Origin of the sequence: Coriobacterium glomerans PW2, assembly GCF_000195315.1 — a bacterium.
GTDB classification, from domain to species: Bacteria; Actinomycetota; Coriobacteriia; order Coriobacteriales; family Coriobacteriaceae; genus Coriobacterium; species Coriobacterium glomerans.
The window spans coordinates 387,268-411,075 of the sequence record NC_015389.1 but is presented as its reverse complement, the minus strand read 5'-3'; the positions used below and the strand labels follow the sequence as shown (position 1 = coordinate 411,075).

Annotated in this window: 20 protein-coding genes and 1 tRNA gene; all 21 read right to left on the bottom strand. The window is 63.0% G+C overall.

The window, feature by feature from the left end; translation table 11 throughout:
• Window position 1: 1 nt before the first annotated feature.
• Entirely contained in the window at window positions 2-931 is a 930-nt protein-coding gene (gene rsmI, locus CORGL_RS01810) for a 16S rRNA (cytidine(1402)-2'-O)-methyltransferase (RefSeq protein WP_013708215.1), read from the bottom strand.
• 2 nt (window positions 932-933) lie between these two features.
• Window positions 934-1,998 carry a glycoside hydrolase family 5 protein gene (locus CORGL_RS01805; protein ID WP_013708214.1) on the bottom strand — a complete coding sequence of 355 codons (1,065 nt, stop codon included), beginning with the start codon at window positions 1,996-1,998 and terminating at the stop codon, window positions 934-936.
• 318 nt (window positions 1,999-2,316) lie between these two features.
• Window positions 2,317-2,389: transfer RNA gene (locus CORGL_RS01800), tRNA-Phe, on the bottom strand.
• Window positions 2,390-2,629: 240 nt separating this feature from the next.
• A complete protein-coding gene (locus CORGL_RS01790; RefSeq protein WP_013708213.1) occupies window positions 2,630-4,216 on the bottom strand; it encodes a glycoside hydrolase family 32 protein in 1,587 nt (528 codons plus the stop codon).
• A gap of 210 nt (window positions 4,217-4,426) precedes the next feature.
• Window positions 4,427-5,833 (bottom strand): PTS transporter subunit EIIC, encoded by a 1,407-nt coding sequence (locus CORGL_RS01785; protein ID WP_013708212.1) that lies wholly within the window; start codon window positions 5,831-5,833, stop codon window positions 4,427-4,429.
• 152 nt (window positions 5,834-5,985) lie between these two features.
• Window positions 5,986-6,960: a LacI family DNA-binding transcriptional regulator gene (locus tag CORGL_RS01780; RefSeq protein ID WP_013708211.1), complete on the bottom strand. Its 975-nt coding sequence runs from the start codon at window positions 6,958-6,960 to the stop codon at window positions 5,986-5,988.
• Window positions 6,961-7,133: 173 nt separating this feature from the next.
• On the bottom strand, window positions 7,134-7,472 hold the full coding sequence (locus CORGL_RS10170; protein ID WP_425358162.1) for a DUF192 domain-containing protein: 339 nt from the start codon (window positions 7,470-7,472) through the stop codon (window positions 7,134-7,136).
• A gap of 56 nt (window positions 7,473-7,528) precedes the next feature.
• Entirely contained in the window at window positions 7,529-8,002 is a 474-nt protein-coding gene (locus CORGL_RS01770; RefSeq protein WP_013708209.1) for a TadE/TadG family type IV pilus assembly protein, read from the bottom strand.
• Window positions 7,999-10,044: a hypothetical protein gene (locus CORGL_RS01765; protein ID WP_013708208.1), complete on the bottom strand. Its 2,046-nt coding sequence runs from the start codon at window positions 10,042-10,044 to the stop codon at window positions 7,999-8,001. Before CORGL_RS01765 ends, CORGL_RS01770 begins: the two co-directional genes overlap by 4 nt.
• Window positions 10,016-10,534, bottom strand: coding sequence for a TadE/TadG family type IV pilus assembly protein (locus tag CORGL_RS01760; protein WP_013708207.1), 519 nt, complete (start codon window positions 10,532-10,534; stop codon window positions 10,016-10,018). Before CORGL_RS01760 ends, CORGL_RS01765 begins: the two co-directional genes overlap by 29 nt.
• Window positions 10,491-10,760: a hypothetical protein gene (locus CORGL_RS01755; protein ID WP_013708206.1), complete on the bottom strand. Its 270-nt coding sequence runs from the start codon at window positions 10,758-10,760 to the stop codon at window positions 10,491-10,493. Before CORGL_RS01755 ends, CORGL_RS01760 begins: the two co-directional genes overlap by 44 nt.
• Before the next feature lie 15 nt (window positions 10,761-10,775).
• Window positions 10,776-11,309, bottom strand: coding sequence for a hypothetical protein (locus tag CORGL_RS01750; protein ID WP_172633512.1), 534 nt, complete (start codon window positions 11,307-11,309; stop codon window positions 10,776-10,778).
• Window positions 11,306-11,560 carry a hypothetical protein gene (locus tag CORGL_RS01745; RefSeq protein WP_013708204.1) on the bottom strand — a complete coding sequence of 85 codons (255 nt, stop codon included), beginning with the start codon at window positions 11,558-11,560 and terminating at the stop codon, window positions 11,306-11,308. The genes CORGL_RS01750 and CORGL_RS01745 overlap by 4 nt, the downstream gene beginning before the upstream one ends.
• A gap of 9 nt (window positions 11,561-11,569) precedes the next feature.
• Entirely contained in the window at window positions 11,570-12,235 is a 666-nt protein-coding gene (locus CORGL_RS01740) for a type II secretion system F family protein (protein WP_013708203.1), read from the bottom strand.
• Window positions 12,235-13,197, bottom strand: a complete 963-nt coding sequence (locus CORGL_RS01735; protein ID WP_013708202.1) for a type II secretion system F family protein — start codon at window positions 13,195-13,197, stop codon at window positions 12,235-12,237. The genes CORGL_RS01740 and CORGL_RS01735 overlap by 1 nt, the downstream gene beginning before the upstream one ends.
• On the bottom strand, window positions 13,161-14,507 hold the full coding sequence (locus CORGL_RS01730; protein ID WP_013708201.1) for a TadA family conjugal transfer-associated ATPase: 1,347 nt from the start codon (window positions 14,505-14,507) through the stop codon (window positions 13,161-13,163). Before CORGL_RS01730 ends, CORGL_RS01735 begins: the two co-directional genes overlap by 37 nt.
• Window positions 14,504-16,177, bottom strand: a complete 1,674-nt coding sequence (locus tag CORGL_RS09300; RefSeq protein WP_013708200.1) for a CpaE/TadZ family protein — start codon at window positions 16,175-16,177, stop codon at window positions 14,504-14,506. The genes CORGL_RS01730 and CORGL_RS09300 overlap by 4 nt, the downstream gene beginning before the upstream one ends.
• Window positions 16,174-16,845: a Flp pilus assembly protein CpaB gene (gene cpaB, locus CORGL_RS01720; protein ID WP_013708199.1), complete on the bottom strand. Its 672-nt coding sequence runs from the start codon at window positions 16,843-16,845 to the stop codon at window positions 16,174-16,176. The genes CORGL_RS09300 and cpaB overlap by 4 nt, the downstream gene beginning before the upstream one ends.
• A gap of 265 nt (window positions 16,846-17,110) precedes the next feature.
• Window positions 17,111-18,259 carry a ribosome small subunit-dependent GTPase A gene (gene rsgA / locus CORGL_RS01715; RefSeq protein WP_245526933.1) on the bottom strand — a complete coding sequence of 383 codons (1,149 nt, stop codon included), beginning with the start codon at window positions 18,257-18,259 and terminating at the stop codon, window positions 17,111-17,113.
• A gap of 53 nt (window positions 18,260-18,312) precedes the next feature.
• Window positions 18,313-21,000: a cation-translocating P-type ATPase gene (locus CORGL_RS01710; RefSeq protein ID WP_013708197.1), complete on the bottom strand. Its 2,688-nt coding sequence runs from the start codon at window positions 20,998-21,000 to the stop codon at window positions 18,313-18,315.
• Between the two features lie 225 nt (window positions 21,001-21,225).
• Window positions 21,226-23,724 (bottom strand): leucine-rich repeat protein, encoded by a 2,499-nt coding sequence (locus CORGL_RS01705; RefSeq protein WP_172633511.1) that lies wholly within the window; start codon window positions 23,722-23,724, stop codon window positions 21,226-21,228.
• Between the last annotated feature and the right edge of the window lie 84 nt (window positions 23,725-23,808).

Below are 23,808 nucleotides of genomic sequence, written 5' to 3'. Positions count from 1 at the left end.
TCTAACGCACCTCGGGCTCCTGACCCTCCTCACCGCTGATCGCGATGACGCGATCATACACATCGCGCTTCCGGATCGAGAAGCGCTGGGACAGCCGCTTCGCGATTCGGGAGACGGATTCCCCCTCTGCGAGCGCGGCGCGTATCTCTCTTTGCAGCGCGATGGCATCCCCGTCTCGACTCGGCGCGTCGACGATAGACCGGGCGCCGACCTCCCCCGGCGCAGGAGGCGCGACCACGATCACCATTTCACCTTTGAGCGCGCCGCGGCCGCGGATCATCTCGAGCAGTCTCGGTGCTGGCGCGCGCAGGACCTCCTCATGGAGTTTCGTGAGCTCCCGGCACAGCGCGACGTCGCGTCCGGGAAAGACTTCGGCGACAGCCTCGAGAGCGGCCTCGAAGCGATGGGGGGACTCATAGAAGATGAGCGCGGCGGGCACCGAGAAGAGCTGCTCGAGACGACGAAGGCGCTCGACGCGCTTTCTGGGGAGAAATCCTTCGAAGAAGAAATGGTCGCAGGCGATTCCCGAGGCGACGAGCGCGGTGATGCACGCCGATGGACCGGGCACGACCTCGACGACAAGGCCTTCCGCGCGAGCTGCCTCGACGAGCGCCTGGCCGGGATCCGATATCGCGGGCATGCCGGCATCGGAAGCGTAGGCGACGATCTGGCCGGCTGCGACGCGACCGAGCACCTCGGGCGCGCGCGCCGCGAGCGTGTGCGCGTCACACCGGACAAGAGGTCGATGTATACCGATGTGTGCGAGAAGCTTCGAGGTCACGCGTGTGTCCTCGCAGTAGATCGCCTCGGCTTCGCTCAGCGCCGTGGCGACCCTGGGCGACATATCGCCCAGGTTCCCGATCGGGGTGCCGATGACGAGCAGACGGCCCGATGCGGGCCGGGCATCGCAGACAGGGGTAGCGGAGTCCATCGCTAGACGAGCATCGCGCGCTCGAGCGTGCCCAGTGCGATGCGCGCATCCCAGGCGTCGAGACGCTTCTCGGTCTTCCATGTCTGAAAGAACCAACCCGCGGTCTGTGAAAACGAAGCGAGCTGGTTTGCGATGAACACCCGCTCGAACGCCGAACGGCCCTCCGGCGTCAACGAGGCTGCCGCGAAAACCGCGGCGCCGGACCATGCTCCGATGATCACGGGAAATCCAGACTGCCGCGCGGCAGCGATCTGGCGGCGGTTGCGCGCGATCGAGCGCGACAGCCCGCGCGGACTCGTGATATCCTGCGCGGTCTCATCGGTGTAATGGAACAGATGCAGATCCATGCACATGTTGCGATACCGCGGCGCGTTCATGAAATGACGCCACGCGCTGGGGTGCCCCGAATCGGAGAACACGATGAGCTTGTCCGCCGCCAGATGCGGATGGACGAGCTCGTATGCGTCGCGATAGAAATTCCTGAGATAGTGACTCGGTATGCCATCCGTCCTCTTCAATATGCCTGCGCGAACGCTCATGGTCGGCGCGTCGAGCAGCTCCAGGCCCAGCAGGCTCTCAGAGGTGCCGTAGCGCTTCGCCAGTCGCTCGAGCGCATCCAGCACGATATGTCGGCCGTTGGTCGAAGAGTGCCAATCGGCGCTTGACTCCGGCGTGCTCGGCGAACTGCTCGAGTTGCCCTGTCCACCGGGAACGGTCGCGAGATCGATGAGGACACCCAAGTGATATTTGTGCGCCCACTCCATCGCGCGGTCGATGTAGTCAACAACCGGAACGAACTTCTCCGAGACCGCCTGAGCGCCGAAGGCATACCAGGGAACGAGAAGGCGCACGGCATCGAGACCGATCGCAGCGATGCGGCGGAAGTCATACTCGCCGATGAATGTCTCGTAATGTCGGCGGACCCGCTCGGTATAGGTGACCGACCCGAGCGCAGCTTGAAGCTCGATCTCGTTCGAAGCACCGGTAGCGGCGAACAGCGATGGGGTGACCCAAGGCTCCGGGATGAACCATCCCGAGAGATTGACACCTCGAATCCGCTCTCGCATCTCGTCTCCGCTCCCTCCCCGGCGCGCTGATGCGGGCCGGCTGCTTCTCGCACGTCAGCGTATCTCAACCGACGATCTCTGTGCTGTATCTGAGTATAGCGAGATGAGTCGTCGTCATTTCATAAGGTTCGTTAAGAAACACGCGGGAAATGCGCCGGGGCACCTCGATCGACGCATGATCGGCTTGCGGCACGAGTGTGAAACGCTCCATGCGGAGCCGAGAGCTGTCTGCGGTGCCAAATGGAACTTTGATCGTGCTGAGCTGTTCGCACGCGGCGATGTCTCAAGATCAGCTCGACCGAACGAAGAACTTGAGGGTGGCCAGAGGGGGAATCGAACCCTCGACACGCGGATTTTCAGTCCGCTGCTCTACCGACTGAGCTATCTGGCCGTTCAACAACACAAACTCACAGCCCGATTACTATACCAAACCCGTGTTTCGCGTCAAGGGCTTTCTGGTCGACAGCAAACATCGGGAACGAGGCGAAGATCTCATCCACGTGCCGCCCCGCGTGCCCGACACCGTGCCTCAGCATCGGTTGGACGCCCTCTGTGCCTCCGGTCCCCCGCATCCGATCGATCACCGTGGATATACATCGATGTCGTCATCGCAGTCGAGATCCGAGACGAGCTAGCCGATCTCTCGATATCGAATGATCGAGTCCGCAGATGAGACAGACAGGCTTCGCTCTCGAGGATAGCACCGGGTGGACATGACCAGCTCCCCATCATTCACGAACACCTCCACAGACGATGTATCTGCCACGATGCGAACCGACGCGAGATTTTCAAGCGGCTCCCATCGCAGCTTGCGACCGCATCCGGCAGAGCTGCGAGCGGGGTCGACGAATCGCATCTCGAAACGCGTGGGAAGACCCGCCTCAGCTTGCTTCCAGCTCAGCTGGAGCTCGCCGTGAAGCAGGGCGCTGAACTGCTTCGAGATGCGCGATATCTCAACATCGAAGGCGGCTGAGACACCCGTCCTCATAGAGCCTGTCGCAGTGGATGAGCGGCCATGGAGAGCATCCAGTTCGCGTACCGGGCGTTGAAGCACGCGGCCGCTCGAGGTGGCGTGAATCTCGCGCGGCAGACTGAAGCAATGCTGCCACCCATCGGCTACCGTCGGATCGTTTCCATAGGAATCCACATCCGCCATGCCCATCCAGCCTATGAGGATACGGCGATCGTCTCGCGTCTGAAACGTCTGGGCGGCATAGAAATCAAACCCTGCATCCCACAACTCGAAGTCTGCCACCTCGCACGTTCCCGCGATGCCACCTCTCAATCGCGCGTAGCCGGATTGGTAGCGGTTGCGGCGGTCCCAGGGCTCGCCCGCCAATCCCTGAGGGCAGAAGGAAAGCAGCGTGATAGAAGCTCCCCGGGCTGCAGAGGGGCTCGTAGCAGAAGGTATCTCATCCGGCACCCGAACAGGGCGATCAGGCCTCGGTGATTCACAGGGCAGCGTGAAGCAATCAGGGCATTCCCACATGTACCCGAGCCGCTCCGCAGATGTGATGCGGTTTATCAACGTCCAGATTCTGAGGTCGCGAGACTCATAGACCAAGACCTCGCCGCGATCTGAGCGCTCCTTCGAACGGGCATCGTGACGGCCGCTGTCTTCGCGAACCGAGCACCCTGTGCGCCGTCGCGCGCCCAGGACCATGAGAAAGCGATCGTTCTCTCGCCAGATCTTGGGATCGCGTACGTGGCACGTGAGATCGCCGGGGTAGTCCTCACCGCTGAGCACCACGCGCTTTGATCCGAAGTGCGTGCCATCTGCCGACTCGACGAGCACCGTGGCCGCATCTCGTCCGGCGCTCACGTAATCGAATGACGCATCCGAGCTGTCCCGCTTGACATTGCCCGTATACAGCACGCTGATGCGATCATCGGATACGATAGCTGAGCCGGAGTAGACGCCATGGCAGTCGAACGGCTCATCGGGCAGCAGCACGGCGCGGTCATAATCCCATGTCAGGAGGTCGCGGCTCGTGCTGTGCCCCCAGAACTTGAGCCCGCCGCGCGCGTCGAACGGAGCGTACTGGAAGTAGGCATGGAATATCCCGTCTTTTTGACACAGGCCATTCGGATCGTTCAGCCAGCCAACCGGTGGCATGAGATGAAAGCGCTGCCCGAAACGCCCGTGACCGCGCCGTTCAAAATCCAGCTCCGTCCTGCGTACGAGCCGTGTCAGTTCGCGCTGAAGGGGATTGCTCATAGACGGCTTGTTTCGTGATGCATCTCATATTCCAAACAAACGGCGCGGATACAGGCGGGCGCACCCGCAAAGCGTCTTGCGACCTCACCGCGGATGCGCCTCCTCCGGCGCCCGCACGAGCGAGCCGGCCGGCGGCACATGCAACCTCGAGAGGCCACGTCTTGCAACGACACGCGATTCTTCGGTGGCGGAACCACGAGCACTTTCTCCTCAGGCATTCTCAGAGCTTTTGGAAGTTGTCTCGTCGCGATACAGCGCAAAGGAGATTGCAAACGACACCGCGAGCGCGACAAGAAACATGATCGCGTACTGCACGGGCTGCGCCAGACACAAAAGGATGCCGAAGATTCCGGTGACACCCGTTCCCGAGGCGGCGAGCGACGTGAGGGCGCAGACGAGGGCCCCCGCGCCGCCCCCGATGCATCCCGCGATGAACGGCTTCACAAAACGCAGGTTCACACCGAAGATCGCAGGCTCGGTAATGCCCATGAACGCCGAGAGAGCAGACGGCAGCGCCAATCCGCGGATCTTGGCGCTTCTCGTCTTGAGCGCTACGGCGAGCGCGGCGCCACCCTGTGCGATGTTGGCAGCCGATGCTATGGGCAGCCAGTGCGTGACCCCATATTGGGCGAGTTGCCCGAGATCGATCGCCGTGTACATCTGATGGATGCCGGTCACCACGGTGGGCGCGTAAAAGCAGCCGATGATTGTGGCGCCGATCCCGAACGGGAGGCTGAGAAGCGCTTGGATCACAAAGAGGATGGCGTTCTCCGCCCACGAAAAGATCGGGCCGACGGCAACAAGTGTCACAAGCACGGTTACGAACACCGATACCAGCGGCGTCACGAACAGATCGAACATCTCGGGAACGATTCTGTGGAGACGTTTCTCAGTTGCCGCAAGAATGCCGACAGCTATGACGATCGGTATGACGTGGCCCTGATAGCCGACCCAATCGAAGCTGTAGACGCCAGGTATCACCGGTACCAGCGTCTTGACGCCGTCGGATGCGACCGTATAGGCGCTCTGCAGCGACGGATTGATAAGCGCCATGCCCACCACCGCCCCCAGATATGGGTTGGCGCCAAATGCTTGAGCAGCTGAAAAGCCGATCAGGATCTGGAGAAATGTAAACGAGGTGCCCGACACCAGATCCGCGATCCGATAGACGAAACCATTCGTATCGATTTCGATGAACCCGTTGGAGTTCATGAAATTGAGGGCGCTCATGATTCCAAGCAGCAGCCCCGAGGCGACGATCGCCGGGATTATCGGAACAAAGATATCGCCGAGCAGCTTGATGGCGCGCATAACGATGTTCTGGTGCTCTGCTGCTGCATTCTTGGTCTCCTGCTTCGAGGAGGCATCAAGGTGACCGAGTTCGATAAACTCCTCATAGACCTTGTTGACGGTGCCGGTGCCTAAAATGATCTGAAGCTGACCCTGCGCCTCGAACACGCCTTTGACGCTTTCGACCTCCTCGATCGCACCCTTGTCGATCATGCTGTTGTCTGCGACGACCAGACGCAGACGCGTGGCGCAGTGCGCGGCAGAGACCACGTTTGACGAGCCACCGACCAAATGGAGTATCTCCGTTGCAATCCTGCGGTAATCCATGCCAGTCCCCTTCCCTTGAGCTATCGGAGTCTCTTCGGATGAAGCATTCCGAGAATCTTACTGTAATCGATTTCATATTAAAACTCGCAAAGGCGTTGCATCAATCTGCGAACGGCTTGTCATCTACGGTAAGCGGACAACGGACGAGATAGCTAGACCCCGACTAACGTGTAGCCGAGTTTCATCTGCATGGCGACCTCGGACTCTTTTGCAATAAGCCCCAGAAGCATCTGAGTCGCTTTGATACCGCTGGTCTTGTAAGCGAAATGTACTGTGGGAATTCCTCCGGTCACAGCTTGCAGCAACTGGTTGTCGCCGAATCCGCTCACATGGTTGGCACCCGTTCCCGCTCCAAAGCGTTCATCGAATGCACGAATTGCTCCTGCGGCGATGATATCAGTTGCACACGATATGAAATCGATATCATTAAATCTTTCAAGCAGTTCTTGAGCGCATGCGAATCCAGATTCAACGTTGAACGAGGCCTCTCGATAGAGCCCTCCTTCGAGTGCGCGTCCCTGCGCCTTCAACCCTGCGGTGAAGCCTTTGAGGCGAGCCGCACCGACTGCGGCATCGGTGCGGGTGACGCCGATATAGCCGATCCTTCCCACGTCCGGGCGGGATGCGATATGCGCCGCGAGATCGCGGGCGGCACCATAATCATCATGATAGATGCAGTTTGCTCCATGCATCATCTGACCTGCGACTATCACGGGCACCATGCACGTTCGAATGGCTCGGAGGTGCTTGCCCGTCGCAACGGTACCGACAAGCACGATCCCCTCGACCGGATGACGTTCAAAGGTCTGCAGGTACTCAAGTTCGCGGTCCGGATGGTTCGCGGTATCCGCCAGCAGCATCTGATAGCCCTGTTCGCGAAGCACCTGTCCGATGCCGGCCGTGATGCGGCCTATGGACTCCGAGTTGACCTTCGGTACGATGACCCCGACGATCCTGCTGCTCCCCGTCCGGAGCGAGCGCGCCTGCGCAGATGGAGCATATCCGGTCTGCTCGATCGCCAATCGTATCCGCTCGCGCTTCTCCTCGCTGAGATAGCCACCGTTGAGGTAGCGCGACACCGCCGCACTTGAGACCCCTGCTAGTTGTGCAACGTCGCGCATCGTCATCGTCAACCATCCCTTCGTGCAACCGATTGCACAATGATAGCGAAGTTCACGAGATGGTTCAGGGAAGCGACGCCGAAGCTGATGACTCGCCCGCATGCGCCGGCGCTCTCGGCCTTCCAAAACCTTCATCAAGGCATCGATCTCGGCCGGGATTCATCTTGATCTGCGGCTGATCAAGTGTTCGCGACACCCGAGAATTCGTTGATCGAGCCTGTCGAAGACCCATCGCACGGCCGTTCAAGAACATGCACGGCACCCGAACACGTGAGCAGCCTGCATGGAGCGACAGCTCGCTCCACCTTGAGTATTTGTCCCGCTCGATCCAGGAATGCGATATCGAGGCGACATCGCATGAACCATGTGTGCACCGATGAGCAGCAGGGGAACGCCATGACCGGCGGCGCGCATCCATCAGCCACCCCGCTCGGCGCCCACCCGAGCAGCCCGACCAACCGTTCAAAAAAGCCATGTGCCACGATGAGCCGCCTGTCGCACCAGCCGAGCTCGTGCATCGCGCGAACAAAAGCAGAGGCTATCACTTCTGCATCGCGCTCGTTTTTCCGCCTCCTCACATCAGCACCCCCGGTCGCCAGGGGTCGACCGTGACACGTCTCTCATGGGAGAGTATCGCGGGCGCGCCCAAATCGATCCCGGCTATCGACAATCTGCTCGGCCACGGAGAATAGCGCATGGTGCACACATAGGTCTTGGTGGCGCCCACGAGAGCGAGCATCGAGTCTCCATCTTCCTTCCCGGCGTCGGAAGCGACCTGGATCTGCACGTCGTAGCCATCCATCGCATGCTCGATCTGCGTCTTCACGGCCTTACGAGCTTCGGCATCGGCAGAATCTCTGTTGCTGGATGCGCTCACCGAGATACCTTGAGCGATAGCGATATCGGGAACCACGCGGTCGAAGCGAGCGACTGCCGAGACGAAGATCATGATGTTGTAGACGATGAGCGCGAGCACGATGAGCACGGGCACCACGACCGCCATCTCAACGGTCGCCTGCGCGCGCTCCTCGCGCATGAGATGGCTCATGATCCCGACGCCGACGAATCCGCCAGATCGCGCAACCGTATCGTGAGCGGAATCGATCCTCCGCCCGGAAGCGGTATCTCGGCTATCGTGAACGTGAGTGAATCAAGGTGCTCGCCGAGCTCGTAGCTGAGCGCCTTCGCGATCGCAGCGGGATCGGTCGTACCGAGCGGTATGGATCGCAGCAGGTCCTGCATGTCGGAGATCCCCTTCATATCCGAGTGGGCGATCACCTTGGCCGAGTCGGTGAGCACGGGCTTTCTGAGACTCAGATCGACCGGTTCGAGACCGAGACCGCGCACCGCCCCCTCGACGCGGTCTCCCAGCCATTCAGCGATCGGGCCGAGACCCCAGGATGAGAGACCGCCGATGAGTTCATGCGTGAGATCTGAGAGCTTCCCGCCCAGGTCTCCGTAGGAGACGAGGAGCTTGCCCCACAGCCCCATGACGTCGTCGATCAATCCGATGGCGCCCCCTCCTCCCGTCCGAGCGCGCAGCGAGCTGAAAAACTCCGAGAGCACGTTGTTCTCCTTGCTCGATTTGTCTGGCGCGAGCACTGCCGCGGAGACGGCGCCTCGACTCGACAACGCGACCCGCTCGGAGAAATCGCTGTCGAGATCGTCCGGCGAGCGGGCCTCCCCCGATACCACCAGAGCCAGACAGCCGTTGCGACCAGGCGGAGCGATGCGGGGACGTTTGCCGGCCAGCTTGCTCAACGCTTCGTCAAACGCATTGCCCGCTGAGTCCGCTTGATGTTTCGTTTTGCGTTCGAGTTCAAGTTCTCTGTTGCGGCACTTCACATAGTTGTTGAGAGCAAGCGTGAACTCTCGCAGGTGATACTCGAAGCCATTGTCGATCGATGTTGAGGCCGCAGGCGTGCGGCCAAGAGTTTCGATGCAGAACTTGCAGATCGGACATTGTCTGACATGACCGTCCTCGATGGAGGAAAGCGAACTCATCGGACCCGCCGGCCCCTTCGCTCCGGGGCATGCAGTTGAGAAATGAAGGGTGAGGCCACCGTCTTCTGTCGTGGTTGGCCAGCGCGCGTCGGTAAAGAGCGCGGTCTTTTTCACCTCCTCGGTGTTCTTGGGCAGAAGGTGCACCGTCGAGCTGACGCGGCCGTCGCGTTCGGTGATGCGCGCATCGCGAAACTGCTCGATAGCGTACTCGTAAAACGCTTTTCGAGCAGCAGAATCAACTTGCTGCTCCACGCTCGAGCCCTCCGGTGCCTCGGCGTCGAGCCGACACCGATAATAGGCGCGCGTGCGATCCAGAGCGACCGAGGGGTCCCAGGTGATGCTGGAGGCGTAGTTCGGATTCTCGGCATCCGGAATATTCGAGAGCGCTGCGGCGCGCTCGCGCATGTTCATGCCCGAGCGGCCGCAATCCGCCAGCCAAGCGGCTTCCTTCGCACTCGCTGTCTGCTCGGAAGCCTCTTTGAGCTCCTTGGCGGCCTCGTCGAGCTCCCCCGAGGTTTTCTCAAGATCATCCGTGTCTATCTGGTCGCCATCGATGGCGGGGAACTCCGACGCCGACGTTCGGGGTGCGGCAAGGGCGACACCGGTGAATTTGACCGAGTCGGTGCCCTGAGCCGCGCACAGGCGCGCCGAGTTCGCAGCGATGAGAAAGGGCAGCGAACCCTCGAGCCTCTTGAGCCCGCGCGAGGCCGACGTCGCCAGATCGTTTCGCATCCTGATCATGCGGATGCCCGCTTGAACGGTCTCGCCAGCGAGGCCCTGGGCACCGGGAACGAGCATGCCGACAAGACCGGCCCCCGTCGTGCAGAAACCAGCGAGTCCAAGCGAGAGGATGCTCGCATCGACGACTGTCGCAGCGGTATGATACGAGGACACGACATTTGCCCCCGCAAGGGCCGTGGTGTCAGCGCAGACCTGCGCATCGCCGGCGCGCGACATGCTCCACACCGCGGTCGCCGCGGAAAACACCAGCGTGAGCACCACAAGGATGGAGACCGCCGAGGCCAGTGTCGTATAGGCTCGTTCCTCGATGAACAGATCAATCCCAAACCGAGATCCACGATTCATAGCTGCCCTCCAGCCATCCGGGTCTGCCTTCATAGGCGACCTCTGCGCTGACCTCAACGTCGCCATCCTCGTTCGTCTTTCCCAGAGCCGTCGCGAACACCCCGATGACGGGCAGCGGTTTCAACCGTCCCTTCACGCAGACGCGCGTCGTGCTGCCCGAGCCGGAGGGCGTGAGGCTGATATCCCATGTAAGCGGTCCCCCCACATGAAAGATCGACACATCGGGGACGGCCGCGAGCCTCCTCAAGGTGAAGGCCTTGTAGCTGTTCTGCTCATCTCCTGGCGCGGTTATCATGAGCCGAGCCGTCTCCGCTGCGGCAGATTCCATGACAGCGCGGGTATAGAGCACGCACACCGGCTGCAACGCGAGCAGGATGATGATGAGAAAGGCGGGCAGCAACACGGCTGCCTCGACGCTCGCCTGGGCATGGGTATCCCGGACCGATTCAAAACAGCGCGATATCCAAAGGACCGGTACCGCTGAGCGCATGCGATGCCGCCTTCTCGGCCAGCTTCGCGAGCGCGCCGTCTTGTCCGGAGCGCCAGAGCAGGGCCAGAGCGACGATGATCGCGATGAGCGCGACGGTCGTGAGCGCGTACTCGACGGTGCCCTGCGCGAGTTGCTCGCCGATCTTGTAGCGCGCATCGAGTATCGGGCGTCGGCAGCCGATCCCGGAGCAAACCCGGGCCCTGTGAAAGATCCGCATATGTCGCATGCCACGTTTCCCTCCTCATCGCGAGCCTCCATCGAACGCATCACTCGGCAGCAGACGAACCACGCGCGCCATCGCGACGCTGTCATCGTCGCCCGAGGAGACCGTCACGATATCGACCCATCCGTGCGGATCGCGCACGAGCGCGGCCCACACGTTGCCCTCTATGTCCATAAAGCCACTGGATACCAGCTCTGAGGACGGATGATCCCTGTAGGCGCAAAGCACCTTCGTTGCGAGTTCGCTCAGACCGAGCCGTTCGGTCCAGCTCGCCGTGATCTCGTTTTGCCGCCCGTCTTTCTCAGAGGGCTCCCGCGAGACGCCGGTCGCATCCGCCAGATCATCCAGAAACGAGTCAGACGAGGTATCGATCGAGTGTCCCTCGCCCGCAGCCGCAGCCGGCGTCGCCTCCCCGGACGCCGCGCGGGACGCGCCATCGTCGCGCCCAGGCCGCCCTCGGGCAACGGCAAGCAGCGCGGCAAGCGCGACCGCGCAGCACAGCGCGAGCGCAGCATGCACCACCGGTCGCATCTGTCTGCGCGACCCGCTCACAGCTTGTTGATGCCATCTTGTATCGAAGTCCACAGCTCTTCCACCTTGCCGCGAAACGCCACGATCGCCAAGATAGCCAGCACAACGAGAACACCCACCAGGATCGCGTACTCAGTGGTCCCCTGTGCGCGCTGCTCGCGCAACAGTCGCGCACCCGATCGCACGCCCAGATCGATCCTGCGGACAAGCTCGCGCAGACGCCATTTCACGGCCGCGATGGCAACCGTCACTTGCATTCGCTTTCCTTCCATGGTTCCTCCTCACATCATGCCGCTTGCAGCGAGCAGCGGCCCCAATATAGACAGCAGAAGCGCGGGCAGAATCAGCGCGCTCGTCGGTATGAGCAGCTTGATCGGTGCACGCTCTATATCGCGCTCGACCTCGGCGCGGTGGGCCGCGCGTATCTCGCGACTCTGCCCCGCGAGAGTCTCGGTGAGCGGCGCGCCGAGCGCCAGCGCCTGACTGACGGCGACGGCAAACGACTCCAGCGAGCGAGCACCCAGATCGGTCGCGGCGCCGGCGAGCGCGGTCTCGCGTGTGGCGGATCCGATCCGCCACGCCAGCGAGGCCTGCGCCATGCGCCGCGCCAGCGACGTCGCCCTGTTGGCGCAGAACAGCTCGAGCGCGGCATCGAAGGATAGCCCGGCCGACAGGCCGAGTCTGACGATATCGATCATCTCGGACACCTCACCGGGACGTGCGCGCACCGAGGGCGATGTCACGGTGCCGAAGCGACGGCGCGCGACGGCGCGCGCGCTCGTCGCGACGACCTCGAGCGCATGCGATAGGGCTTTGATGAGCGCTCTCAGCTGAGCGCGCACCCGAGCGAGGTCGGCTTCGGTCCATCCCGCGACGAGCCAGCTGCCAAGCGCCCATGCGACCCCGATAGCTGCCGCCCACGCGCAGTCCGCTGAAATGGGTCCCATCAGATCCTCACATCCATGATGCGCCGGATTATCATCCATGCCGCCGCGTTGAGCGCAAGGGCCGCGACGACCGAGACGGTGCCCGGTGCCGTCGTCAGACCCCGTTGAAAGTCCTTCGAGAGCAACGCCAGAATACAGGTCATCGCCACCGGCATCAGCGCGACCATGCGCGCCGACATGCGCGCCTGTGCCGTCTTCACCTCAAGCCTGCGCACGAGCTCGATGCGATCGCCGACCATCTCAGAGGCCTCAGCGAGAAGATCCTTGAGCGGCGCACCCGTTCGCTGAGAGACCTTGAGCGCCAAAGCGACGAGGTCGAGACCTGGTGCCGGCAATCGCGCGAGCAGCTCATCGAGGGCCGACGTCGCCGACATCCCGCAGACTATGGAGAACGATGCACGCAGAAACTCTGTTCGGACGGGCTCCTCGGCATGGCTGCCCACGAAGCGCATGCCCTGCGCGAGAGAATGGCCCGAGCCCAGCGCGATGGCGAGGGCGCCGAACGCCTCGGGCATCGCAGAGGCCAGCTTGCGCGCCCGGGCGCGCTGTCTTCCCGCAGCGCGCATCGACAGAGCAGCCGGCGTCCCGACCAAGCCGATAAGAGCGCCGAGTGCAGAACCGGAGACGACGGCGGTGCCGGCGGATCCTGCGGCGCAGACCAGGATGAGCGCTCCGGCATCTGCTCGAACGCTGGTGCTTCCGACAGATCCGGCAGGCCTCAGCAACCTTGCGGCCTCTCGTGCGCAGGCGCGAAGCGGCTCGCGCTCGAGCAGACCGGCCGGCACGCGAGAGCCCAGGCGCGTCGCCGCATCTGCCAGATGCAAGCGCATGCGCCCGAGCGATGCGCGCAGATCGAATCTGCTCGATACGGGACGCGCGCTCGATGCCGCATGCGGCATCAGGATCGAAGCGGTGCAAAGCGCGCTCAGCAAGCCGATGACGCAGGGCACGATCGTCTCCATGACGCGACCTCCTCTTCCTCTATCGCCCCCGAGCGAACAGCCTCCGCCAGAAACGGCGGCTCGCGCACAAGCTCCCAAGAAGCCGTCGCCCGGTCGAACGAGACGTAGCGTTCGAGTTCCACTCCTCCGTCGGCACCGCGCTCCACCCCCGAATAAGAGGCCACGAAACGGCGGCCGTTCGGTTCGCGCTCCGACATCACGATTCCGTCCAGAGCCATCGCGATCTGCTCCTCGATGAGATCCGACGGCAGATTGATTCCGTATCTGGCGAGCAGGGTGAGGCGCACCACCGTCTCCTCCTCAGTGCCGGCGTGCAGAGTCGTCAGGGAGCCATCATGTCCGGTGTTCATCGCCTGCAGCATGTCTATGGCTTCGGCGCCGCGCACCTCGCCGACCACGATGCGGTCTGGACGCATGCGCAGGGCATTCGTCACGAGATCGCGTATGGTGACCGCGCCCTCCCCCTCGATCGAAGCCGAGCGCGCCTCCAGACGCACGACATCGGGGTGGCGCCCGAACTTCAGCTCGGCGGAGTCCTCGATGGTGACGATGCGCTCCCCGATCGGGATTTCGCAGGACAGGGCGTTGAGCAGTGTCGTCTTACCCGATCCGGTTCCTCCCGCAACCGCCAGATCCTGCCTGAGGCTCACCGCCCAGGACAGCATTCTCGCGTACCATTGCGGCAACGACCCCAGATTCATCAATTCGGTCAGCGAGGTTATGCGATCCGAGAACTTCCTGATCGTGAGCGCGGGACCGTCGATGGCCACCGGCGGGATCACCGCGTTCACCCGATAGCCGCTGGGAAGCCGCGCGTTGACGATCGGACTCCGCTCGTCGACGCGCCTGCCAAGCGGCGAGATGATGCGATCGATGAGAATGCGGATCTGCTCATCGGTTTCAAACAGACCATGGAGAGGATGAATCACACCCGCTCTCTCAAAGAAGACCGACGAGCATCCGTTGACCATGATCTCGCTCACCGAGTCGTCCTCCAGAAGCGTCTGAAGCGGACCAAGCCCCACCACGTCATCCAAGATCTCCGCGATGATGGCCGCTCGGTCGTCCTCTACCAGCTCGGCGTGGTCCACGATATTGAGCACCGCCTCGACCGCCGGACGCAGCTCCTCCCGTGAGCGCGCGGCATCCGTAGAGGCGGCGATACGGGCGACCTCGGCGAAACCGACGCGCTCCATCATGTCTCGCTTCGCTTGCGCCTTGATCTCGCTGCGACGACGCGCCGGCAGACCGAGCGACACCGGTCGACGTCGCTCGCCCGAATGCGCCTCGACGCGTTCGAGGACGCTCATGATCGATTCCTCTTTTGCCTCGCCCACGGCAGCCGCAGGCCGAGACCCCGTCGAGTGCATTCGGGGGTCGGCTGAGCCGCCCACTGATCGACGCGACATCCCAGTTCCGCGAGCGTGCGCAGCGTGAACGAACGCACGCTATCGGCATAGGCACCCGAGTGCTCCATGAGTTCGCGGACGCGACCGAACGAGAGCATTCCGGGCACGTCGGCGCCTCCGTCGAGTATGCGCGCCTTGGAGCTGAGCGCCGCTGCCATCTCAAGGCGCATCGCGTGGTCCTCCTTGCACATCTGGGATCCGAAGCGGTTGATGACGCAGGTCATACGAGTGCGAGGAACACCGATGCTATTCGCCAGCGATATCACACGCTTGACCGAGACGGGAGAGGAGGTCGCCTGATCTCCCACCACCAGACACCGATCGCTGAGGGCGACGGCACCTGCGACGGCATCCCCCCAGAATGTCGAGGTATCGATAAGAACCACGTCCGACTCGCGTCGAAGCGTCTCGAGGAGCATCTCAACCGGCTGATGCATGAGCTCGGCCTGCTCGGGCGCCGCGAGCGGGCCCCACAGCGAGAGACCCGGACATACGCGCATCGACGTCCTGACGATGTCCTCTTCGCGCAGGGCACCTGTTGCCGCGCAGGGAATGAGCGCAGCGAGATCGCTGGCGCTGTCCAGACCCATGAGGTCGTACAGGTTGCCGAACATGAGATCGAGATCGATCACGGCGCATCTGAGACCGAGCTGGGCGGCGCAGCAGGCCATCGAGGCGACGATGGTCGTCTTGCCGCAACCACCGCGCCCCGATATCGCCGCGATGAGGGGCGCGTGCGATTTTTCCGAGCTGACGCGCGCATCGACGCTGCCCGCCCGCGCAGCCGATGGATTCTGCTCGAGAGCGGCTGCCGTGAGCTTGCCTGATGGCTGAGACGGCCGCTGTTCGCCTGGAGAACTTGCCGACTCGAATCGATTGCACTCGCCCAGAACCCGCGTCGTTCCGGCCGTCTCGCCGGGATCCTTTGGCTCTTCTGCGCGCCCGGCAAAAGCACCGTAGACCTTTGCCGCCCTCGAACGCGCTGCGAGCTTCTCGAAGTCGCAGTCCGCCTCGTCTGGCAAGAGATCAGTTTCCTCGAAGGGAACGTCGCGATCGAGTCCGTCCGGATCGATATCCCAAGGGGCCCGTGCCGGACCGGCGGCCCGGAGTCGCTTAGGGTCGCAGCTTGTGGCCTCAGCGGGCCCCCCGGATCTGCCGTCATCGCGCTCAGGGGGGCATACCTCGGATTTGTCTGCCCTCTCCTCCGTGTATGCCTTGTTATCGCTCTCGGTAGAATGGGTTCCCCCGCCTGCCGCGATGACCTCTGAGGCGCCTGCGTGGAACAGACGCGCGATATACGCCGGATCGAGTCGGTCGAGCGCGATGATGATCCTGAGATGGGAATCGATCGCGCAAAGCTCGGCTATGCCGCGTTCAAGCTCGCCGTCGCTCCCCGAGCACGCATAGATGACGATGCCAGCGCACTGTCCGGGAAACGAGCTCATCACGCTCGCCACCGTGGAGAGCGCTTGGATGCGCAGAATCTGGGCCGCGGGATCGCGAGTCCGGACCTCGTTGTGCACGATGCCGAATTCCGCGCATGAGCAGCATGCGAACCAGACGGGCCTCATGAGCGTCCACCTCCCGAAGTTGCCGAGGCCTTCGCATCGGTGGAGGGCGCCGGCATCGTAAGACTGACCGAGCCGCGTGCGATCGCAGCCAGAAGCTCTTTGACGGTATCGGGGTCGACAGCCAGGGTCGCCCATTTCATAGCGGTGTCCGCGCTGCTGTCGCGCGAACTCGTGTCGATGATGCGCGCCTCGCACAGCCGATCGGAGAGGCCGTCTTTGGAGACGTACACATCGACCGTGTCTCCAGACTCGACCGCTCCACCCAGCGCATGCTGATCATCGACCGGTACAGAAACCGCCACCTTGCCCGATGGCACATCGAGCGTCTCCCCGGATGTCTCGGTGTAGACGGGGCACAGCACCGCGTGGCTGGGAACGCGCGAGGTCACACGCGTCCCCGCGACATCCCGAAGCGAAGTTGCCGCACCTTGCGGCAGCAGACTCGCCACCCACTCCTTGACCTGAACATTGGTCTCGTCGAGTGTCTCACCGGGCTCGATGGTGCGCGTCGCCACGCATACCGAGACGAGATCCCCGCCGTATCTGGCAAGGGCATCGGCTTGAACGCGATCCGCCTCGGAGCGCACAGAGGAGGCGTAGGACAGCGAGAGGAAGATCGCCAGAGCTCCTGACGCGACGCTCAGAGCTATGCGAATCGTTCGATTCAAGACGCCCCCTCTCGATGAGAACCGGTCGGGCCCGAAGCGGGCCCCTCGACTCATATGATCGGAGAGAAAGCGTGGAGGGGGGACGAGAAACGAAGGTTGTCTCCGCCGATCTTACCAATATCTTGTCGTTTTCCAAACCTGCAGATCAGCAGCTCACCTGACATGCCGCGTCAATAAAGCGCGTGCCCTTTCGGGCACCGTGCTCGCGAAGAGCCGAAAGGCCGCGGTCCATCGAGCGGATCGCTTCCGTTTCAGGCGGACCGTCTTACAGATGGATATCCGGATCAAGGCTCTGGGCGGACACGCGCATCTCCTCTGCGATCGACAGGAAGGCGTCCAGACGCACCGGGTCGATCTTCCCCTCATCCACGGCAGCGCGTATCGCGCAGCCCGGCTCCCTCCTATGAGAGCAGTCGCTGAAGCGGCAAGCGGACGAGGCGCGAACGATCTCGGGGAATGTCTGCGCGAGGCCGCGTTCGTGTCCGACGAGCTGAAGGCTGCGCAAGCCGGGCGCATCAGCGATGACGCCGGCTCCGGGAAGCGCGATGAGCACGCGGGCGACCGTTGTGTGCCGCCCCGCGTCGTCGCGGGCGCGCACATCGGCGGTCGCGAGCGTCTCCCTGCCGAGCAGGGTGTTCACAAGAGTTGATTTGCCGACACCGGACTCTCCCAGGGTCATGGCCAGTGAGAGCGGTGGAACCGCAGCCAGCACTGCCTCCAACCCAGACCGTTTGGCCGCAGAGGTCACGATGACGTGCCCACCGGTGCCCACGAGGCGGCTGACGCGCGCGATCGCCTCATCGCGCCAGGTAGCAGGGCAGCGATCCGCCTTCGTGAGAACGACCTGCGGACGCGCCCCGCAGTCGTTGGCCAGAACGAGCGAGCGAGCGATGCGGTCGAGCAAGAGCTCACCTGCGCCGAGCGCCTGCATGATGAGGATCGTGTCAACGTTGGCGCACAGCACCTGTCGCTGCGCGCGGTTGCGGCCGCGCCACCGTCCAAACGTGGTGCGTCTCGGCAGGACCTCTTCGATGACGCCCTGATCGTGCCCTGGAGTGCATCGAACGACGACCCAGTCGCCCACCGCAGGCAGAACGTCGCGGTCATGGGCAAATGCCACCGCATGCTCCGCGCGAATGACATCGCGCTCGGTGACCACCTGGGGCAGGCCCCGATCGAGACGGACGACGCAGGCAGGATGCAGATTCTGCGGGCATTCGGCTTGCTCGCGGCGGCGCTCGAGGGCTGCGAGCTGAACATCATCGAGACGCAGATCGGAGAACGTCGGAACATCCTGTAGAGGTGCAGGCCTCGCCGAACGCGCGTCGCGTGTCCGCGTGCGCCCGACGCGCTCTTGCCGATGTCGTCTCGATCCCGCCTTCGTCATGCACCTCTCCAGATCCGTCTTTCTCATCAGCGAGCAATCACTCGCTCAGTGTAGCGCATCGCCCCGCTGCGCGGGCCCCATCATCCCCTTCGCTTCTGGCGTCTCATGATCGCCTTGTACAGCTCCATGGCCGGAATGATGAGCACCGCCAGCAGAAGCGCGATTCCGTAGGTCTCAACGGAGAGCTCCCTGAACCCGAAGACCTCGGCCAAAGGCCCGATCTCCACGACCGCGGATGTGAGCGCCAGGGCCAGCACCGCGGACGCCCACAGCCAGGGGTTGCGATTCGGAAATCCGAGAATCGAGGCTCGGCGGCTGCGCATGTTGAACGAGTGGAATATCTCGACCATCGACAAGGTGATGAAGGCCATGGTCGTCCCCTCGAGCGCCGCGTGACCGTCTATCATGGCAGCCCAGTCGAGTGTGCCGACCTCGAGATACGAGCCGATGAAAAACGAGACCACGACGAGGGCGGTGATCACGATACCCTGCACGATGCAATCGAGCCCCATGCCATCTGCGAAGACCCCGTCGTTGGCCGATCGCGGTCTGCGCTTCATCACATCGCCCTCGGCGGGCTCCATGCCGAGCGCGAGCGCCGGAGCGCAATCGGTGATGAGGTTGATCCACAGAAGCTGGACGGGCTGGAAGATCGTGAAGCCGATCATGGTGGCGAAAAAGACCGAGAAGACCTCGGCGAGATTGGCTGAAAGCAGAAATTGGATGACCTTGCGGATGTTGTCGTAGATGCGCCGGCCCTCCTCGACAGCGCTGACGATGGTCGCGAAGTTGTCATCGGCGAGCACCATGTCCGCGACATTCTTCGTGACATCGGTGCCGGTGATTCCCATTCCTATGCCGATGTCGGCTCGCTTGATGGAGGGGGCGTCGTTCACGCCGTCGCCGGTCATGGCGACGACGCGGTGCCGCGACTGCCAGGCGCGAACGATTCTGGTCTTGTGCTCGGGCTGCACACGGGCGTAGACGCTGTAGCGGGTCACCTGCTCGCGCAGATCGGCATCGGACATCCGACTGAGCTGCGAGCCGGTGAGCGCCTCGAGCTTGGAATCGATGATCTTGAGATCGCGTGCGATCGCGATCGCCGTGTCGATGTGATCCCCGGTGATCATGACCGGACGCATGCCCGCTCCCTTCGCTTCGGCGATGGCATCTGCGACCTCGGGTCGGATCGGATCGATCATACCCGAGAGGCCGACGAATGCAAGATCGCGCTCAAGAGCGTCGACTTCATCGGCAGCGGGGCGCTCCGCATGAAAGCGGACGGCGACGGCCAGCACGCGAAGTGCTCTGTCCGCCATGGATTTGTTCCGAGCGAGAATCGAGTCTCGACAGGCGGCGCTCATCTCGGTCGAGCTGCCGTCGGCGCGCATCACCCGCGTGCATCGCTTCAGGATCTCGTCGGGAGCGCCCTTCGTGTACTGCTCGAATCGGCCGTCGGGTGTCTGGACGACCACCGACATCATCTTTCGAGCGGAGTCGAAGGGGACCTCGGCCACGCGTTGATAGCGCCGCGCCTGCCCCGATCGGTAGAACCCGTGCTCGGCGGCATCGTTCACCAGGGCGCTCTCCGTGGGCTCACCTGTGGCCTCGCCTGCTTCGGCGTCCCATACGGCATCAGAGCACAGAGCCATCGCCCTCAGATGCAGATCCTGCGGCCCTTCCAGCTCGTGCTCGACTACGCTCATCCGATTCTGCGTGAGCGTGCCCGTCTTGTCTGTGCAGATGATCTGCGTCGAGCCCAGGGTCTCGACGGCGGTGAGCCTGCGAATGATGGCGTGACGGCGGCTCATCTTGGTGACCCCGATCGACAAAACAATGGTCACCACCGCGACGAGCCCCTCGGGAATGGCCGCGACAGCAAGCGACACGGCGACCATGAAGGTGTTGATCATGAGGGCGGGATGAGAGAGAAGCTGAGCGCCATGACGAACCAAGTCGACGACGACGATGACAGCGCAGATCGCAATCACCATGCCCGTCAAGATCCTCGAAAGCTGCGCGAGCTTGATCTGGAGCGGCGTCTGCTCCTTTTTAGCTGTCGTGAGCGCGCCGGCGATTCGACCCATCTCCGTGTCCATGCCCGTCGCGGTGACGACGGCGCGCCCCCGACCGTAGACGACAGCCGAGCCCATATAGACCATATTGGTGCGGTCACCGAGCGAGATGTCATCATCTCCTGATACCGGTGAGAGGGGCTCGATCCCCTTGGTCTGCGGGAGCGACTCTCCGGTCAGCGCCGACTCCTCAATCTTCAGCGATGCGGACTCGAGCACGCGGGCATCCGCCGGGATCGAGTCGCCGGCCTCGAGCAGTACGATGTCACCGGGAACGAGATCGGCGGAGGGCAGCTCGCGCAGAGCTCCCTCTCGCACGACCCGCGATTGATCGGCGGACATCTGCTGCAGGGCATCCAAGGCAGCCTCGGCCTTGGTCTGTTGGACGACGCCGAGAACGGCGTTCACGACGACGACGAACAAGATGATGGCGACGTCTGCGATACCCTCCCCACCTTGGACCGCTCCGGTGAGCGCCGAGATGATGGCAGCGGCGAGCAGCAGCAGAATCATCGGATCCGCCATCTGGGCGATAAAGCGTCTCCAAAGGGGGTCGCCGCTGTCCTTCTCAAGCCTGTTCGGTCCCACCTGCTCCATGCGCTCACGAGCGGCTTTCTCGGCAAGACCGTCTCTCTCATCGGATGACAGCTCTGAGAGCACTTCCTCTGTCGACGCCAGATATTCTCTTTTCATATGAAAAGCCCCCTCCTGGGATATGGGCTCATCGGCGCCCTCATGCCCGATAATAACTCCCCAGGAGTGCGGGGCAAGGGCTCATGAGGGCAGTGCTGCCGATCAGCGGGTTGCAACTTCAGGTATCATACCCGAAGCGGTCGCCTCCAGCCATCGGGAGGTGCGCGCGGCGCGCCATGATGACATCGCGATCGCCGTATCAGCCGGCGAGCTCGCGCGCGGGCCTCAGCCGACGCGCCGCACGCGGAGGGCGAGCAGCGCGGCCCACAGCGCCAGCACGGCGGCGCCGCGAGCAACCAGCTGCGGCCGGACGAGCCCGCCGGTGCCGGGCAGAGCCGGATTGATCCCGAAGCCGACGCCGATGCGGACGACCCCGTCCTCGGGCTTGACGGGATCGCCGCCGTCGACGCTCACCCCGCCGTCCTCGAAGACGGTGAAGGCGTGCGGCTCGGCCATGAGCTGGTAGCCCGCCGGCGCCGTCAGGTTCAAGATGTGATAGGTGCCCGGAGAGAGGCCGTAGAGATTCAGATCTCCGTTCGCATCCGTCATCATCGGCCAGCGCTCCACGAGCTTCGTCTCGGCCTCGTCGGTGTAGACGCTGTATATCTCGTGGTCCTCATCCGGCTGCGAGGCCAGCGCGAAGCCGCAGCCCGGAAGCGCCGCTCCCCCGCCGCCATCGGCGAGCGCATGGCCGTGGATGACGAGCGGCAGCGAGACGGCCGATTCCCACTGGGCGAACAGCGTGACGACATCTCCCTCGAGATCCGTCAGGTTCGAGACGGCCTCCCCGTCGGCGTAGCCGTCTCCGCCGCCGTCCGCTTTCGCGTTCCAGCCGCTGAACACATAGTTCTCCCTCGTTATGAGGTTCTCGTTCGCGCTCAGCCTCTTGCTCTGACCGTATGCCATGGCCTCATCCGGGATCGATCCCACCCCGGCGTTGGCATCGAATCTGACGTCGTAGCGCACCGCTGCGATCGCGCAGCTCGCGGATCCGGTCGACTCGTTGTAGCCGCGGCCGCGCGAGCCGGCCGGATACGCCACCGGCGTCTCGGGGCAGACCGCCGCGGCGAGCGCGTCGGCCGCCGGACCGAGCCCCGATCCGGAGGGGATGTCGACGCTGACCCGCTGGGGGGCGCCCGCCGCGTCGACGGATACGCGGTACGTGCCGAGGCTCCCCGAGCTCGCGCCCGACAGGACCATCTCGAAGGACGCGTTCGCCGAGAGGCTCAGCGTCGCCGCGTCCGAGGTCATGTGCTTTCGATCAACCGAGAGCGACTGGATGGGATCCATGATGACGAGGGTCCCGTCGGATACCGAGAAGGTCCTGCCGCAGATGGTCCAGCTGTCGGTGCCCGCCCACGAGGCGGGAACGTAGACCTTCTCGAGCGGGATATCGGAGAAGGTCATGTCCGGATAAAAGGCCAGCCGGTCCTTGTCGCACATGAGATACAGCGAGGCGTAGCCCGATCCCTTGAACAGGTCGGCCGACAAGACGAGCTTGCCTCCGGAGTCGGGCTGGTTCAGGACCAGATCGCCCTTGTTGGCCTGCCCGGTCACGTCATCGGCTATACCCAGGGCCGTGCAGCCAGAGAACGCCTCGGAGTAAAAGGTGGATACGGTGCGGTTGCAGGTGAGGCCGGTCGAGGTGAGCGCCGTGTCGCCCTTGAACGCGAAGTAGAACAGGGTCGTCACGGTTTGGTTCTTCTCGAGCCCGGTCGAGGTGAGCGCCGTGCAACCCGAAAACGATTCCTGCGGAATCTCGATAATCGTGGCGTTGGCCTCCAGACCCGTCGAGAGCAGCGAGGTGCAACCGGTGAAGACGTAACTGCCCATCTCGGAGACTGTTTGGTTCGACTCGAGCCCCGTGCTCTTGAGACTTTCGCACATGTCGAATTCCATATCTTCCAGCTTTTTGATCTTGGTGTTGGTCTCCAAGCCGGTTGACTCCAGGGAGATGCACTGCCAGAACGTGGAGTCACCGAGCTTCTGCACCACGTTGTGCTCGAGCCCGGTCGTCTTCAGGCTCGTGCAGTGGGCAAAGTCGCTTTTCCCCAGCTCTGTTATGTGATCGTTGCTCTCGAGCCCCGTGCTCACCAGCGACGTCGCATCGTAGAAGCAACCTCCGGTCAGCTTCGTTATCGTCTTGTTTTCAGCGAGGCCGGTCTCGATCAGACCCTCGCATCCACTGAACGCGCCGTTGAGATCGGTGATGACCTCATTCGTAGCGAGTCCGGTGTGCTCAAGCCCAGTACATGAGGCAAACATGCCTTCGCCCAATGTGCTGAGAACTCTGTTCGAGCCGAGGCCGGTCGTCTTCAAGCTGGTGCAACCGAAAAAGGCGTAATAGCTGACCTTCGTAACATTCGGGTTGTTCGCGAGCCCCGTCTCCGTGAGAGCTTCGCAACTGCGATAGGCCTCACCACCGATCTCCGTGATGGTGTCGTCAGGCCTCAGACCCGTCGTCGTGATGAGACTACAGCCCTTGAAAGCACTGCTTCCGATGGCTGTCACTCGATACGCCACGCCGTTCGAGCTCACCGTGGAGGGAAGAACGACCGCTCCCGATTCGCCCGGTGAGATAGCCGTCCTGGTTCCTCTGCCCACCTGGACGGTGTCAGGGCTCGTGACCTTGAATTCGCACGGTACCTCTGCCTTGGTACCCACCTTGATGGGAAATGAGAACGTGTCGCCCACCGCCGCGGGTTTCTGGCCCGCATCGTCCAAGGGGGCGGCGCGGTCGGGACTTTTACCGGTTATCTGGTTCGGCGGGATCTGTTGCCCACGTTCTTCGGCGCCCTCTGCTCGCGC

Bases quoted from the DNA above. Each gene is read 5' to 3' on its own strand.
- rsmI (WP_013708215.1), bottom strand. From the start codon at position 931: ATGGACTCCGCTACCCCTGTCTGCGATGCCCGGCCCGCATCGGGCCGT.
- CORGL_RS01755 (WP_013708206.1), bottom strand. From the start codon at position 10,760: ATGCGACATATGCGGATCTTTCACAGGGCCCGGGTTTGCTCCGGGATC.
- rsgA (WP_245526933.1), bottom strand. From the start codon at position 18,259: ATGAGAAAGACGGATCTGGAGAGGTGCATGACGAAGGCGGGATCGAGA.
- CORGL_RS01730 (WP_013708201.1), bottom strand. From the start codon at position 14,507: ATGAGCGTCCTCGAACGCGTCGAGGCGCATTCGGGCGAGCGACGTCGA.
- CORGL_RS01735 (WP_013708202.1), bottom strand. From the start codon at position 13,197: ATGGAGACGATCGTGCCCTGCGTCATCGGCTTGCTGAGCGCGCTTTGC.
- CORGL_RS01790 (WP_013708213.1), bottom strand. From the start codon at position 4,216: ATGAGCAATCCCCTTCAGCGCGAACTGACACGGCTCGTACGCAGGACG.
- CORGL_RS01780 (WP_013708211.1), bottom strand. From the start codon at position 6,960: ATGACGATGCGCGACGTTGCACAACTAGCAGGGGTCTCAAGTGCGGCG.
- CORGL_RS01740 (WP_013708203.1), bottom strand. From the start codon at position 12,235: ATGGGACCCATTTCAGCGGACTGCGCGTGGGCGGCAGCTATCGGGGTC.
- CORGL_RS01770 (WP_013708209.1), bottom strand. From the start codon at position 8,002: ATGAGCCATCTCATGCGCGAGGAGCGCGCGCAGGCGACCGTTGAGATG.
- CORGL_RS01710 (WP_013708197.1), bottom strand. From the start codon at position 21,000: ATGAAAAGAGAATATCTGGCGTCGACAGAGGAAGTGCTCTCAGAGCTG.
- CORGL_RS01805 (WP_013708214.1), bottom strand. From the start codon at position 1,998: ATGCGAGAGCGGATTCGAGGTGTCAATCTCTCGGGATGGTTCATCCCG.
- CORGL_RS01765 (WP_013708208.1), bottom strand. From the start codon at position 10,044: ATGAATCGTGGATCTCGGTTTGGGATTGATCTGTTCATCGAGGAACGA.
- CORGL_RS01745 (WP_013708204.1), bottom strand. From the start codon at position 11,560: ATGGAAGGAAAGCGAATGCAAGTGACGGTTGCCATCGCGGCCGTGAAA.
- CORGL_RS01760 (WP_013708207.1), bottom strand. From the start codon at position 10,534: ATGCGCTCAGCGGTACCGGTCCTTTGGATATCGCGCTGTTTTGAATCG.
- CORGL_RS01785 (WP_013708212.1), bottom strand. From the start codon at position 5,833: ATGGATTACCGCAGGATTGCAACGGAGATACTCCATTTGGTCGGTGGC.
- CORGL_RS10170 (WP_425358162.1), bottom strand. From the start codon at position 7,472: ATGCACGAGCTCGGCTGGTGCGACAGGCGGCTCATCGTGGCACATGGC.
- CORGL_RS09300 (WP_013708200.1), bottom strand. From the start codon at position 16,177: ATGAGGCCCGTCTGGTTCGCATGCTGCTCATGCGCGGAATTCGGCATC.